Origin of the sequence: Azotobacter beijerinckii, assembly GCF_900110885.1 — a bacterium.
GTDB lineage: Bacteria > Pseudomonadota > Gammaproteobacteria > Pseudomonadales > Pseudomonadaceae > Azotobacter > Azotobacter beijerinckii.
The window spans coordinates 75189-88570 of record NZ_FOFJ01000017.1 but is presented as its reverse complement, the minus strand read 5'-3'; the positions used below and the strand labels follow the sequence as shown (position 1 = coordinate 88570).

At 65.7% G+C, this 13382-nt stretch carries 13 protein-coding genes and 1 pseudogene; 5 read left to right on the top strand and 9 right to left on the bottom strand.

Going from position 1 to position 13382, the window contains the following annotated elements:
• Positions 1-35: 35 nt before the first annotated feature.
• Entirely contained in the window at positions 36-380 is a 345-nt protein-coding gene (locus tag BMY22_RS23765; protein ID WP_143068481.1) for a hypothetical protein, read from the bottom strand.
• Between the two features lie 24 nt (positions 381-404).
• Positions 405-1310, bottom strand: coding sequence for a DMT family transporter (locus BMY22_RS10970; RefSeq protein WP_090621911.1), 906 nt, complete (start codon positions 1308-1310; stop codon positions 405-407).
• Between the two features lie 224 nt (positions 1311-1534).
• Here BMY22_RS10970 and BMY22_RS24870 point away from each other — a divergent pair, with 224 nt between their 5' ends.
• Together BMY22_RS24870 and BMY22_RS10965 are read left to right on the top strand one after the other, a co-directional pair.
• Complete coding sequence (locus BMY22_RS24870) at positions 1535-1735, top strand: helix-turn-helix domain-containing protein (RefSeq protein ID WP_244158853.1); 201 nt, start codon at positions 1535-1537, stop codon at positions 1733-1735.
• Complete coding sequence (locus BMY22_RS10965; protein WP_244158852.1) at positions 1678-2430, top strand: LysR substrate-binding domain-containing protein; 753 nt, start codon at positions 1678-1680, stop codon at positions 2428-2430. The genes BMY22_RS24870 and BMY22_RS10965 overlap by 58 nt, the downstream gene beginning before the upstream one ends.
• 29 nt (positions 2431-2459) lie before the next feature.
• On the opposite strand, the gene BMY22_RS10960 is transcribed toward BMY22_RS10965, so the two are convergent.
• Entirely contained in the window at positions 2460-3182 is a 723-nt protein-coding gene (locus tag BMY22_RS10960) for a sulfotransferase family 2 domain-containing protein (protein ID WP_090621910.1), read from the bottom strand.
• A 294-nt stretch (positions 3183-3476) separates the two neighbouring features.
• Here BMY22_RS10960 and cysC point away from each other — a divergent pair, with 294 nt between their 5' ends.
• Positions 3477-4073 carry an adenylyl-sulfate kinase gene (gene cysC, locus BMY22_RS10955; protein WP_090621908.1) on the top strand — a complete coding sequence of 199 codons (597 nt, stop codon included), beginning with the start codon at positions 3477-3479 and terminating at the stop codon, positions 4071-4073.
• Between the two features lie 102 nt (positions 4074-4175).
• Here cysC and dctM read toward each other — a convergent pair whose 3' ends face one another.
• The 3 genes from dctM to dctP all read right to left on the bottom strand — a co-directional run bounded on the left by dctM (position 4176) and on the right by dctP (position 7171).
• Positions 4176-5459 (bottom strand): C4-dicarboxylate TRAP transporter large permease protein DctM, encoded by a 1284-nt coding sequence (dctM, locus tag BMY22_RS10950; protein ID WP_090621906.1) that lies wholly within the window; start codon positions 5457-5459, stop codon positions 4176-4178.
• Positions 5456-6088 carry a TRAP transporter small permease gene (locus BMY22_RS10945; RefSeq protein WP_090621905.1) on the bottom strand — a complete coding sequence of 211 codons (633 nt, stop codon included), beginning with the start codon at positions 6086-6088 and terminating at the stop codon, positions 5456-5458. The genes dctM and BMY22_RS10945 overlap by 4 nt, the downstream gene beginning before the upstream one ends.
• A gap of 90 nt (positions 6089-6178) precedes the next feature.
• A complete protein-coding gene (dctP, locus tag BMY22_RS10940; protein WP_090621903.1) occupies positions 6179-7171 on the bottom strand; it encodes a C4-dicarboxylate TRAP substrate-binding protein DctP in 993 nt (330 codons plus the stop codon).
• A 188-nt stretch (positions 7172-7359) separates the two neighbouring features.
• Between dctP and BMY22_RS24350 the strand changes: the two are divergent.
• Positions 7360-7605 (top strand): annotated as a pseudogene (locus tag BMY22_RS24350) (Tn3 family transposase); the annotation flags it as partial.
• Positions 7606-8311: 706 nt separating this feature from the next.
• Here the strand turns inward: BMY22_RS24350 and BMY22_RS10930 are convergent.
• From BMY22_RS10930 to fucP, 3 genes are all read right to left on the bottom strand, one after another.
• Positions 8312-9268 (bottom strand): CsbD family protein, encoded by a 957-nt coding sequence (locus BMY22_RS10930; RefSeq protein ID WP_090621902.1) that lies wholly within the window; start codon positions 9266-9268, stop codon positions 8312-8314.
• Positions 9269-9584: 316 nt separating this feature from the next.
• Positions 9585-10022, bottom strand: a complete 438-nt coding sequence (locus BMY22_RS10925) for a PRC-barrel domain-containing protein (RefSeq protein WP_090621900.1) — start codon at positions 10020-10022, stop codon at positions 9585-9587.
• A 223-nt stretch (positions 10023-10245) separates the two neighbouring features.
• Entirely contained in the window at positions 10246-11568 is a 1323-nt protein-coding gene (gene fucP, locus BMY22_RS10920; RefSeq protein WP_090621898.1) for an L-fucose:H+ symporter permease, read from the bottom strand.
• Positions 11569-11975: 407 nt separating this feature from the next.
• Between fucP and BMY22_RS10915 the strand changes: the two genes are divergently transcribed.
• Positions 11976-13199 (top strand): ROK family transcriptional regulator, encoded by a 1224-nt coding sequence (locus tag BMY22_RS10915; protein ID WP_090621928.1) that lies wholly within the window; start codon positions 11976-11978, stop codon positions 13197-13199.
• The last annotated feature ends 183 nt before the right edge of the window (positions 13200-13382 follow it).

Sequence of the window (13382 nt, the reverse complement as noted above, 5' to 3'; positions counted from 1 at the left end):
AGCGTTTCATGTTGAATGTCCTAACTGTGCAAACTTTACAAGTCTTCAGTCGGAACAACCGAGATGAGGCTGAAGGCACGGCGAAACATGTCGGGGCGTTTGCTTGAACCCTGTGGTTCGAATGTTTCGCGGCTTTTTTCGGAAGCTGGATACAGGTTATTACGGTAACTGTCCGCAATAAATCGACTGTTTGCGCAATGTCTGTGTACCGTAATGAAACAATCGCCCAGGACGAGGCGGGGCGGGATGCCCAGGCCCTTCTGCCGCGGGAGGCGGGTGGTGGCCGGGCCGATCGGCACGGCGGCCGGCTCCAGCGCCGGGTGGGTTTCACCCGCGCGATCGTTCGATTCGTCCGTCCCGGTCGTCGCGTGCAGGCGCACGCGCCGGCGCCGAGGGGGCGGTTTTCAGGTGGTGCGCTCGCGCAGTCGGGGGGCGGGCGGGGCGAGGCGCTGCAGATGGGCCATGGCCAGGCCGCTGGCGCAGATCAGCGCCATGCCGAGCTGGGCGAAGGCGTCGGGGAGATTGCCGAACAGCAGGTAGCCGACCAGTCCGGCGAAGACGATCTGCGCATAGCTGAACGGCGCCAGCAGGGTCGGCGCGGCATGCCGGTAGGCATGGGTGAGCAGCAGGTGGCCGAGCATCGCGAAGCTGCCCATGCCCAGCGCCAGCAGTGCGTGTTCGAGCCGGGGCGTGGTCCAGAAAAACGGCAGCAGGGCGCTCAGGGCCAGGCAGTTGAGCAGGCCGGTGAGGCAGTTGCTGGTGCGCGCGTCGTCGATGCCGCTGAGCTTGCGGGTGATCAGGTGGTAGCCGGCGAAGCAGCAGGCCGACCCCATCGTCAGCAGGATCGCCGGGTCGAACAGTTCGCTGCCGGGGCGGACGATGCACAGGATGCCGACGAAGCTGACCCCGACCGCCAGCCACTGGGCCGGGGTGACCCGTTCGCCGAGCAGCGGCGCGGAGAGCGCGGCGACCAGCAGCGGGGCGAGGAAGTTGACCGCGGTGGCTTCCGCCAGCGGGATGAAGCGCAGCCCGGCGGTGAACAGCAGGCTGCTGCCGAGCAGGCACAGCGCCCGCGCCAGTTGCAGGCCCGGACGCCGGCTGCGCAGCAGTGCCCGGCCGTGGCGCGGGGCGAACAGGCCGAGCATCAGCAGGCTGTGCACCGCGTAGCGGGCCCAGACCACCATCACCACCGGGTAGATCCCGCCGAGGTGCTTGGACAGCGTGTCGTGCCCGGCGAACAGGGCCGTGGCCAGGACGATCTGGCCGATCCCCAGCAGGGGGCGTTCGCTGTTGTGCTCTGCGTTGTGCATGCTGTTCTCGGGCCGGTGCGGGTCAGGAATGAACGTGAGGATCTGCTCGACTTCCGTACCCGGCTCGCCGCGCGGGTCGGGGATCTCGACCTTGGCGGGTCTGCGGCGCTCTGCCTCGCTGCGTGCGAGGGTCGTCGGTGCGGCGTGGGAACCTTACGGCTTGTGGCTGGCTATCGTCCATGCAAGGATCGGAATCATCTCCATTGCATACGGCAATAATGCTCATGATCGAGCCGAGCCTGCCGATCGATACCAAGCAGCTGCTGCTGTTCGAGGAGGTCTACCGCACCCGCAGCGTCAGCCGCGCCGCCGAGCGCCTCGGGCTGGCGCAGCCGACGGTCAGCATCTGGCTGCGGGAGCTGCGCCGGTGCTGTTCGTGCGCACCGCCCAGGGCATGCTGCCGACCCCCAAGGCCGACGCGCTGATCGGCATCGTCCGCCAGGCGCTGGACAGCCTGCGTCGCCTCGACGAGCCGGGCGTGCAGTTCGACCCGGCCACGGTGCGCCGCACCTTCCGCATCGCCATGACCGACGCCAGCCACATCTCCATCCTGCCGCGCCTCCTCGCGCGGCTGCGCCGGGAGGCGCCGCTGGCGCAGGTCGAGGCGGTCCCGATCGGCCGGGACATCGCCCAGCGCCTGGAGATGGCCGAGGTCGACCTGGCGATCAGCTACACGCCGGAGCTGAACACCGGCATCTACCAGCAGGCCCTGTACAGCCAGGGCTTCATCTGCCTGGTGAGCGCCCGGCATCCGCGCATCGGCGAGCGCCTGAGCCTGGCGGACTTCGAGGGCGAGGCGCACATCGGCATCGTCCAGCCCGGTTCGATCATCGCCGAGCTGGACAACGCGCTGGCTCGGCAGGACGTGCGGCGCAACGTGGTGCTGCGGGTGCCGAGTTGTCTCGGCCTGAACGCGCTGGTCGCCGCCTCCGACCTGATCGCCATCGTGCCGTGGCAGATCGGCCAGACGCTCGCTTGGTCCGGCCTGAGCAAGGCCCTGGAATGCCCGGTGGCGCTGCCGGCGGTGATGGTCCGGCAGCACTGGCATGCGCGCTTCCACGAGGACGGCGCCAACCGCTGGCTGCGCCGGATCGCCGCGCAGCTCTTCGAGAAGGAATGACGGCTGCCGCCGCGGGCGGCGCTTCTCCGTCAATCGAGTCGGGGGATATAGCCGAACAGTTGGTAGTCGCGCCGGTAGACCTCGTGGATTCTTTCCCGGGTCGCCCGGGCGATGGTGCCGCGGGTCTCTGCGATGCCGCCGGACGACCGGTTGATATGGGCCAGGTCGACCTTGATCTTCAGCCTGTCGCAGATCCGGGCGAAGTCGCCGGCGAGGTTTTCGTAGCGGCCGACGAAATCGACGCCGAGTCGGCCGAGATCGTCGGCGAGGAATTGCCACTGGGGGGCGAAATGGATCTGCCGCTGCAGGTTTTCCGGGCAGAGCCAGGCTTCGACGAAGCTATCGAAACTGCCATAACGCTCGAGCATTCGGCGGGCCGCCTGATCCTGTCGGAGCTGGCGGTTGCCGAGCAGATAGCGGTATGCCGAATACGCCCTGTCCAGCGGGTCGCGCACGATGGCGAACTTGAAGGCGCGGGCGTAGAACTCCGGAAAGAGTTGCGCATACCAGCGCAAGGGAAGATGGCCGGGTTCCCAGTCGCCGAACAGCGAGGCGCACAGGCTCTTGCCGGCGCACTTGGGGACATGGATGAAGAGGCACTGGTGTTGTTCGAACGGTTGGGGAACTTCGAGAACTTTCTTGAACAGGGTTTTCTTGAACGCCTCGCGCTCGACGACCGGCAACTGCCCCAATAAATAATCCTGCTGTCGCCGGTCCATACTGCGCCAGAAGAATCTTCTCAGGAAATCCATGGGGTGCCTCGCGATTGATTGACGGGTTGCCGGGAGACGGGAGCGAAGGGGCGCCGTCGCGCGGCGAACAAGAGCGCCCGGCCCGTGTTCATGCGGTTTTCGGGAGCTTTCTTCCCGCTCTGCGCCGGGCTTTCATGACCGCTCCGCCCGGACGGCATATTGCGCAAGTGTGCGCCAGGTGTTTGTAAAGTTTTGTAAGGCTTCGGCCGGCTTTGGGTAAACGCGGGTGAACTTTTCAGACGGCAGGCGTAACAAATAAGTTCATTCGAGATAATTCAGGCGGTTCGTGTGTCGATGATGGAAAACCTGGCCTGGCAGACTTCGCGTGTCGACAAGAGGCAGCGTGCCGGCATCAAACGGCAAAAGCCCTGCATTCTCTGGTTCACCGGCCTGAGTGCGGCGGGCAAGTCGACAATCGCCAACGCCCTGGAGGAGGCCTTGTTCCGGCGGGGGGCGCACACCTATCTGCTCGACGGCGACAACGTCCGTCATGGATTGAACCAAGACCTTGGTTTCAGGGACCTCGATCGCGAGGAAAACATTCGCCGGGTGGCGGAGGTGGCACGGCTGTTCGTCGATGCCGGAACGATCGTGGTGGCGGCCTTCATTTCCCCGTTCCGGCGCGACCGGGAAATGGCGAGAAGCCTGGTCGCTGCCGGGGAGTTCATCGAGATCTTCGTCGACACGGCCCTGGAGGAGTGCGAGCGGCGCGATCCGAAAGGCTTGTACGCAAAGGCGCGGCGCGGGCTGATCGACAACTTCACCGGCCTCGACTCGCCCTACGAGGCCCCGGACCGTCCGGAAATCCATGTCCTCACGGACCGCCAAGGGCCTGCGCAGATCGCGCTGGGGATCGTCGAGTATCTGCAGGCGCGGGATTACCTCGGCTGAGGTGCGGCGGGGGCATGCGGCGACGGGCTGTCCGCCTCGCCCGAAAAAAGCCCGGCGCGAGGCCGGGCAAAGGGATGCGTGCGTGCGGGAGCGAGCGCCGTCTCAGCTCAGTCCCAGCCACTCGGGCAGGGCCAGGGAGATCGCCGGGACGTAGGTGATGACCAGCAGGAAGCCGAGCAGCAGCAGCAGCCAGGGCATCGCGGCGTGGATCACCTGGCCGACGCTCATCCCGGTCACCGCCGAGGTGACGAACAGGTTCAGCCCCACCGGCGGGGTGATCAGGCCGATCTCCATGTTCACCACCATGACGATGCCCAGGTGGATCGGGTCGATGCCCAGCTGCACGGCGATGGGAAAGAGGATCGGCGCGAGGATCAGGATGATCGCCGAAGGCTCCATGAAGGCCCCGGCGACCAGCAGCACCAGATTCACCACCAGCAGGAAGGCCCAGGGCGACAGGCCCATGTCCATCACCCAGGCGGTGATGGTCTGCGGGATCTGCTCGGTGGTCAGCACATGGGCGAAGAGCATGGCGTTGGCGATGATGAACATCAGCATGATCGACAGCTTGCCCGACTCCAGCAGCACCTTGGGCGCCTCGCGCAGGCGCATGTCCTTGTAGACGAACAGCGCGACGAAGGCCGCGTAGACCGCCGCCACCGCCGCCGCCTCGGTGGGGGTGAACATCCCCGAGTAGATGCCGCCGAGGATGATCACCATCAGCAGCAGGCCCCAGATCGCCTTGCGCGCGGCGGCAAGCCACTCGGCGAAGGTCGCCCGCGGCAGCGCCGGCAGGTGCTTCTTCGCCGCGACGATATAGATCGCCACCATCAGCACCACGCCGAGCAGGATGCCCGGCAGCACGCCGGCCATGAACAGCTTGCCCACCGAGCTTTCGGTGGCGGCGGCGTAGACCACCATCACCACCGAGGGCGGGATCAGGATGCCCAGGGTGCCGGCGTTGCAGACGATCCCGGCGCCGAACGCCTGCGGATAGCCCGAGCGGACCATGCCGGCGATGGCGATCGAGCCGACCGCCGCCACCGTGGCCGGCGAGGAGCCGGACAGCGCGGCGAACAGCATGCAGGCGAGCACCGCGCCGATCGCCAGGCCGCCGCGGATGTGCCCGACGCAGGCGTTGGCGAAGTCGATCAGCCGGCGCGCCACGCCGCCGGTGGTCATGAAGGCGCCGGCGAGCAGGAAGAAGGGAATCGCCAGCAGGGTGTAGTGCTCGGAGGTCTCGAACAGCTTGATCGCCAGCGAGCGTACCGAGTCCGGGCTGAACAGCATGATGGTCAGCGAGCCGGACAGGCCCAGGGCGATGGCGATCGGCACGCCGATGAACATCAGCACGAACAGGGCGAGGAACAGGAACAGGATGGTCATTTGCGCAGTTCCTCGTGGTCGGTCAGCTTGGCCACCTCGGCGGCCTCGTCGGCCAGGCCCAGGCCGGTCTGCTCATTGCGCAGGATGCGCACGAAGATCTCGGCGAAGCGGACGAACACCAGCGCGAAGCCGAGCGGCACGATCAGGCCGATATGCCATTGCTGGACGCCGAAGTGGCCGAGGTCCTCGGCGCCGATGGCGGCGTCGAACAGGGTCTTGACCCACTCGAAGCTGGCCACGCCGAGCAGGCCGGCATAGGCCAGGCAGGCGACGCAGCCGATCAGGCCGAGGAGGCGCTGCACCGGCCGGCTGGCCAGCTTGACCAGCGCGTCGACGCCGATGTGGCCGGCGGTGCGCACGCCGTAGGACAGGCCGAAGAAGATCAGCCAGGCGAACAGCGCCTTGGTCAGGGCGTTGCTCCAGGTCATCGCCTGGGCCCACTCGAGGATCGGGTCGCCGAGGGCGTAGAAGAAGTCGCTGGCGAAGGCGAAGCGGTCGCCCAGCGCGTAGAAGAAGGCGTAGAGGTTGTTGAGCATGACGTAGACGAACGTCACCAGGGTCATGGCCGCCAGCAGGAAGGCGATGAAGCCTTCCTCGAAGCGGTCCCAGACCCGACGCAGGGCATGCATGGCAGGTGTCTCCGGTAGGCGAAGGGGCGAACCCCGCGCTGGGGCAGCGGCGCTGCGGCCGGCCCGCCCGGCGGGGCTGTCCGCGGCAGGTCAGGGCTGGTTGGCGGCCTGGGCGGCCTTGATCAGGTCGGCGCCGATCTCGCCTTCGAACTTCTTCCACACCGGCTGCATGGCCTCGCGCCACTTGGCGCGCTGCTCGGGGGTCAGCTGGATGATCTCGGTGGTGCCGGCGGCGAGGATGCGCTGCTTGTCGCCCTGGTTGAGGGCGTCGGCCTGCTTGTTCACCTCGGTGCTGACCTCGTCCACGATCTTGCGCAGCTCGCCGCGCACATCCTCCGGCAGGCCGTTCCAGAACTTGGTGTTGGTGATCACCATGTAGTCCAGGAGGCCGTGGTTGGACTCGGTGATGTACTTCTGCACCTCGTGCATCTTCTGGCTGTAGATGTTCGAGTAGGGGTTCTCGGCGCCGTTGACCACGCCGGTCTGCAGGCCCTGGTAGACCTCGGCGAAGCTCATCTTGCGCGGATTGGCGCGCACCGCCTTGAACTGCTCCTCGAGCACCGCCGAAGCCTGCACGCGGAACTTCAGGCCGCGGGCGTCCTTGGGCTCGTACAGCGGCTTGTTCGCCGACAGCTGCTTCATGCCGTTGTGCCAGTAGCCGAGGCCGGTGATGCCCTTGTCCTCCATCGAATGCAGCAGGCCCTGGCCGGCCGGGCTGGCCTGGAAGCGGTCGACCGCGGCCATGTCGTCGAACAGGAACGGCAGGTCGAAGATCTGGATCGGCTTGGCGTACTGCTCGAACTTGGCCAGCGAGGGGGCGATGATCTGCACGTCGCCGAGCAGCAGCGCCTCCATTTCCTTGCCGTCGCCGAACAGCGAGGAGTTGGGGTAGACCTCGACCCGCACCTTGCCGGGCAGGCGCTCCTCGGCGAGCTTCTTGAACAGCAGCGCGCCCTGGCCCTTGGGGGTGTGTTCGGCGACCACGTGGGAGAACTTGATGACCACGGGATCGGCGGCCCGGGCCAGGCCGGCGAGGCCGATGGAGAGGGCGCAGACGAGTGCCTTGGCAGTCAACCTGAGCATGGGAGCTTCCTTTTCGCTTGTTGTGGTTATGGGCGGCGCCAGGAGCTGGGCTTTGGCGGAGCGATCAGGGAAAGTCTAGGCGCCATTTGCCGGCGGGGCGGTTCGGCGGCAGGCGAGGGGCTCCGTGATCGGCACGGGGCGCGGAAGGCGCGGAGGGGGCGGCAGAGCGGGGGGGAGAGGGCCATATCGTCGCCGATGGCACGCTGCGTGCCCGCAACCCGACGATCTGGGGCAGCGGCACGACCGCCTGCGCCTCCGATTCCAAGCACTTCGGCGCATGGGACCAGAACCTCACCACCCAGTGACTTGTCCGCTACGGCGGGCGCGGCGTCGTGATCTACTGGCACGTTGAGCGCAACTCGCTATGTATCCATTCCCAGCTCAAGTCACCGTCGTCGTCGGAAGTGGCGTGCAGGGCGTGCCGCTTGTTGCGGGTTTCGCGCCGCGGGTCGACGAGCTTGGCGAAGTAGGGCTGGGGATTGGGCAGCATGATGAGGCTCGGAAAAGTCTTATCCGCTACCGGCAATCCTCGTCCAACGCAAAAGGGGTGTAGCGCGATTGCCCTGTCTCTACCTGGCAGGGCGCCCACAGTGCCCCCTTGCGGCTACTGTATCCGTTTCGCCGTTCTCCAGAACAGCGCGCTGTGGACTTGGAGCTGGCGGTGCCCGGGCTGCCCTGCTGCCTTGGCCTCCCTTGCAGTTTGTAAGCATTCGGAAATGTGCTGACGTGGGGTCTTGTTGTCCATGTCCTTCTCCTGTTAGTTCCCGGAGGGCCTGGCGGTGTGCTTCCCTTCGCACACCATCTAAGAATTGCTGCCGCAAAGCTTGTTCTTGCAGAAGAATAGCAAGGTTATCCTCGATAACCCGCTTACGGCAGCTAACGTTGCACGAGTGCCATGACACAGATAAATCTGCGTCATACATAATGTTGGCATGGAGCATTACAGAATCATCCGGCTCGATACCAAGATCAACTGGCAGTTCACCACCCGGGATGCAAGGGGCAAGCTACGCAGCCTTTATCCGCATATTTAGGTGTGTTCAGACACTAGGTGTTCAGTGCGAAAACAACGCGATCAGGATGATGAGCGGGATCGGAACACCGAGGAGCCACAGCAGTATCGAACGCATCGTTGTTCTCCTAATTACGAATGGGTGGAGTGGTGGAAGCGACATAGGTCGTTTCAGAGGGACGCGTCAGGTCATCGTGGTAAACCACGGCATCCCGTTGGCGCCCGCCGAAGGTTGCGGCGAAGCTGGCGAAGAAGGCGCCGCATAGCAGCGCAACGAACATCCAGAGCGAGGTCCAGGCGGCAATGGTAGTCGCGGTGTCGACGGCTTTTTTCGCGGCGACTTTGGCGTCCTCCACCGCTTGGCGGGTTTGTGCATAGACCTGGTCGACCCGTTGCTCGGCTTCTGCCTGGCTGAGGCCGGTGCGTTGGGAAATCAGTTGTGCCAGATAGGCGCGGTCCTGGCCGGTCATTTGCCCGCCGCTGCTCAAGCTTTTGGCAAAAATGCGCACCACCACGGTATGAGCGGCGGCGTCATCGCTGACAGGGCGATCGCCGCGGAACAGGCTATCGACGAAATAGCCATAATCCTGGCTGCTAGTGTCACGCGCGATGCTACCGGCCGCCTGGGTCGCCGCAGTGGCGGCGCCCGACGCAACAGTGGCGCCGGCTTGTACGCCGCTACTCACAATGTGGCTCACCGTGCTGACCAGCAGGGCGGCCGTCACCAGTGTGGCCACTGCCCAGGCAAGGAAGCCATGCGCCGTATCGCGAAAATACACCTCGTCGCCGTGCATGTTCGCCCATCTCACCCGTAGACGACCGGCGATGTAGCCGCCCAACCCAGAAGCAAGAATCTGAGTAAGCGCGAGCCAGATAATGGTCGAGACGCTTATTCCTTCAGCACTCATGCCCCGGCCTGCCCATGGCGACGCGACCGAAAATCCGAGGCCCGCGCCCAGCAACGTCAGGATCAGTGACAGTGCGGCTGCCCCCGCTGCGCCAGCCAGTATGGCGCCCCAGGAAACGCCGGAGGCCGAGGTGGACTGCTGTAAGGCTGCGGGGTAATCGACAGGCAAGTTGGCCATAAGGAATATTCCTTCGTGACAATGCTGCTCTACGTCGCATGAAGCGACCAGCGAAGAGGCTCCCGCTGCAGGCATGATCCCCATAGCTACGGGCCTGCCACGCCTCTCGATGCAACTGGCCCGCACTCCCCGAGCATCGACACCGACGATTCGACCCGATACGGCGTCATCCTCGACACGCCATAGCGTTTAGTCGCGACATCGCCGACCGAGGTCTGGGGATCGCGCACCTGCCGCTCGTTCAGGGCCGGCTTTCGGCCGCCTTTGCGATCCTGGCCGCGGGCGGCGGCGAACCCCGCGTGGGGTCGCACGCGAATCACGGTGCGCTCGAACTCGGCGTCGTGCCGTAGTAATCATGGATTTCATTACTCCAGGTCGGGTCCTGCATATCAGGCCACTTGTCCTTGTCGAATCCAGGCGCATCGGCGAGACGCTCCTTGTCGACGCTCAGCACGAAGCGTTTATTCACCGTATCGAGCGTCAATGCATTCCATGGCACGGCAAACAGCTTCTCGCCCATACCGAGAAAGCCACCGAAGGACAGCACGGCATAGGCCACCCGACCGCTGTGCACGTCCAGCATGATCTCCTTGATGTCACCCAGATCTTCGTCCTTCTGGTTGTAGACGTCATTTCCAATGAGAGTGTCTGCACCCATCAACCGGGGTCCGGGTCCCGAACTCAAGTTTGACTCGGTCGCAGTGCCGGCGGTGACCTTGTACATGCCATAGGTGTCGCGTTCTTCATAGTTCATGTTCAGCTCCTGGCAATAACCGCGGGGTCAATCGAGCGCAGCGTCAAACCAAGCCAAGGTTTCGGCTCTGCGTTCATTCATGCTGTACGCAAAGTCGGAGGCGGTCTGTACGCTAGGGCACGTTGCGAATGGGGGGCGGGGGAAAGTCGGACGGGCCGAGGGGTTGCCCCCTCGGCCCGTCCGATTCCGGCCGCTCCGGTGCGGCCGGGAAGTTGCCGTGCCGTCAGGCGAGTTCGGCCACCTCGCGGGCGGTGGAGCGCAGATCGAACAGGCCGGCCTTCGAGGTGCTCAGGTGGAACAGACCGTATCCCACGACCGCCACGAAGCAGACGCCCGGCACCACAAAGGAGACTGCCGCGCCGAAGGCGTCGATCGCCGCGCCCTGGACCATCGGCATCAGGGCGCCGCCCAAGAGCGTCATGACCAGTCCGCCCGCGGCGAACTTCGCATCCTCGCCCAGGCCCATCAGGGCAATGCCGTAGATCGTCGGGAACATCAGCGAGAGGCAGGCGGAGACCGCCACCAGCGCCCAGACGCCGGAAAGGCCGGGGTTGAGGGCGGCATAGAAGCACAGGCCGGTGGCCGCCAGGCCGAGCAGCACCAGCAGCACCGAGGGACGGATATAGCCCATCGCCCAGGTCGCCACGAAGCGCGCGACGAGGAAGACGATCATGCTGTATTGCAGGTAGTAGCCGGCCTGGGTGTGGTCGGCGCCGGTGGCCTGCTGCGCGTACTGGATGGTGAAGGTCCAGGTGCAGGTCTGGGCCGCGATGTAGAAGAACAGCGCCACGACCCCCCAGCGGTAATGCGTGTTGCGCATCAGCCGCTCGAAGGTGGCGGCGAACCCGCCGTTGATCGACTCCGCTTCCTTCGCCTGGGCTTTCTCCGTGGCCGGCATGCGGGTCAGGGCGATGCCGATCCAGATCGCCAGCAGGACGAAGGCGAAGCCGACGTAGGGCAGCATCACCGCCTGCAGTTCCGCCGAACGGATGGCGAGCAGGTCCACCTGGCTCATCGCGGCCCGCTCGGCGGAGCCGGCGGAATGCAGGTTCGGCAGGATCAGGGTGGCCGCCAGCAGGACGCCGATGTTGGTGCCCACCGGGTTGAAGGCCTGCGCGAGGTTCAGCCGGCGGGTCGCGTTGCCTTCGGGTCCCATCGAGATGACGAAGGGATTCGCCGAGGTTTCCAGGATCGCCAGTCCGCCGGCCAGGGTGAACAGCGCGAGCAGGAAGAGGCCGTAGGTCATCGCCAGGCTGGCGGGATAGAAGAGCAGCGCCCCGACGATGGCCAGCCCCAGGCCGACCAGTACGCCGGTCTTGTAGGAGTAGCGCTGGTTGATGAAGGCGGCCGGCAGGGCCAGCAGGAAATAGGCCCCGTAGTAGGCGAACTGGACCAGGGAGGCCTGCAGGGTGCTCATGCTGAAGACGGTGCTGAAGACCTGTACGAGCGGGTCGGTCATGGTCCCGACCACGCCCCAGGCGGCGAAGCAGCAGACCAGCAGGATGAAGGGCAGGAGCTTGTCCCGGTGTACGAATTCTCTCGGCATGTCCGCGTCTCCAGAAATTCAATTCTTGTGAATTATTTTGTTGAAGTGCCGTTTTCCGACCCTTCCTCGAACGAGAAGGAGCTGACGCTTTGTGGTCGGATTGCGAGGAAAAATGCTTGCTGAAACGATTCATGTCAATGATTTTTTCAGGTTTGGTGAGGATGGCGGATCGGCGGTCCACGGGCTTCCGTCCGAAAGTGCCTGAAAAAGGTTTCCCGATCTGCTGAAATACCGCCGTTTTGTCGGGGATGCGGCCCCGCGATGCATTGCGCGAATCGATGGGGAGGACGCGTCTTGAGCGATCATGGGATGACTGCCGGTTCGAGCGGTCGAGGAACCGGTCGGGAAACGGCGAGGCTGATTCGAAGCCTCCCCCGACGTTGGAGGAAAGGCGCAGATTGAACGGCATGACGATCGTTCCCGAAGGCGTCGGGCAGGACGGCCCGGGCGGTCTGCGCGGCTCGAACCTGCGCGGCGTGCGGGCGCACAACGAACGCCTGGTGCTGTCGCTGCTGCGCCGCCAGGGCGAGATGAGCAAGGCCGAACTCACCCGGATGACCGGGCTTTCGGCGCAGACGGTTTCCGTGATCATGCGCGCGCTGGAGGACGACGGGCTGATCTGTCGCGGCCAGCCGCTGCGCGGCCGGATCGGCCAGCCGTCGGTGCCGCTCGGGCTGGCGCGGGACGGGGCGTTCAGCCTCGGCCTGAAGGTCGGGCATCGCAGCCTCGACCTGGTGCTGGTGGATTTTCTCGGCGGCATCCGCACCCGGATGACCGAACGCCATCGCTACCCGACCCCCGATGCGGTGGTGCGTTTCGCGGACTCGGCGGTCACCGACATGCTCAGCCAGATCGGCGCCGAAGAGCGTGCCCGGATCGCCGGCCTGGGGATCGCCATGCCGTTCCAGATCTGGGAGTGGTGGCGCACCCTGGGCGTTCCGGCGGAGGCGCTGATCGGCTGGCGCGAGCGCAATATCGGGGCCGAGATCGGCGCGGCGACCGGCTTGCCGGTCTACGTGCAGAACGACGCCACGGCCGCCTGCGGCGCCGAGCTGCTCTTCGGGCACGGGCGCAAGCCGCGGGATTTCCTGTATTTCTATGTCGGCTATTTCATCGGCGGCGGGATCGTCCTGAACGGCAGTCTGGTGCCCGGGCGAACCGGCAATGCCGGGGCGATCGGCTCCCTGCAGGTGCCGGACGGGCGGGGCGGCCAGGCCACCCTGCTCGACATCGCCTCGCTGTCGGTGCTCGAGCGGATGCTCGGCGCCGCGGGCGAGGCGTCCGACCGTCTGTGGGACACGCCGTCGGAGTGGCATTTTCCGCCGGCGCTGGTCGAGGCCTGGGCCGACGCCGCGGCGCGGGCGATCGCCGCCGCGTCCGCCGCGGCAGCGACGGTCTACGACTTCGAGGCCTGTCTCGTCGATGGCTGGATGCCTGCCCGGGTCAGGGCCTTGCTGGTGGAAAAGGTCCGGGCCTATCTGGTGGACATTCCGGCCAACGGCATCAGCCTGCCGCTGATCGAGGCGGGCACCATCGGTGCCCATGCCCGCTCGCTCGGCGCGGCGAGCCTGCCGCTGTCGGCCCGCTTCCTGCTCGATCTGCAGGCCTTCGCGTCCGCCGGGGCCGGCTGACGCGCGAAGCGTCCCGCCCCCCCGGTAGCCTGTTCCGACCCCCTTCCCGCGCTGTTCGCACGCCCTGGCGCATGCGCGTCGAAGGCTTGCCTTCGATTAATAATTCATTCATCGTGAATTAGTGCGGAGCGCTTGAGGTCGGGCCGGATCGCCCGCCGGGCCGCGACACCGCCGGTTTGCCAA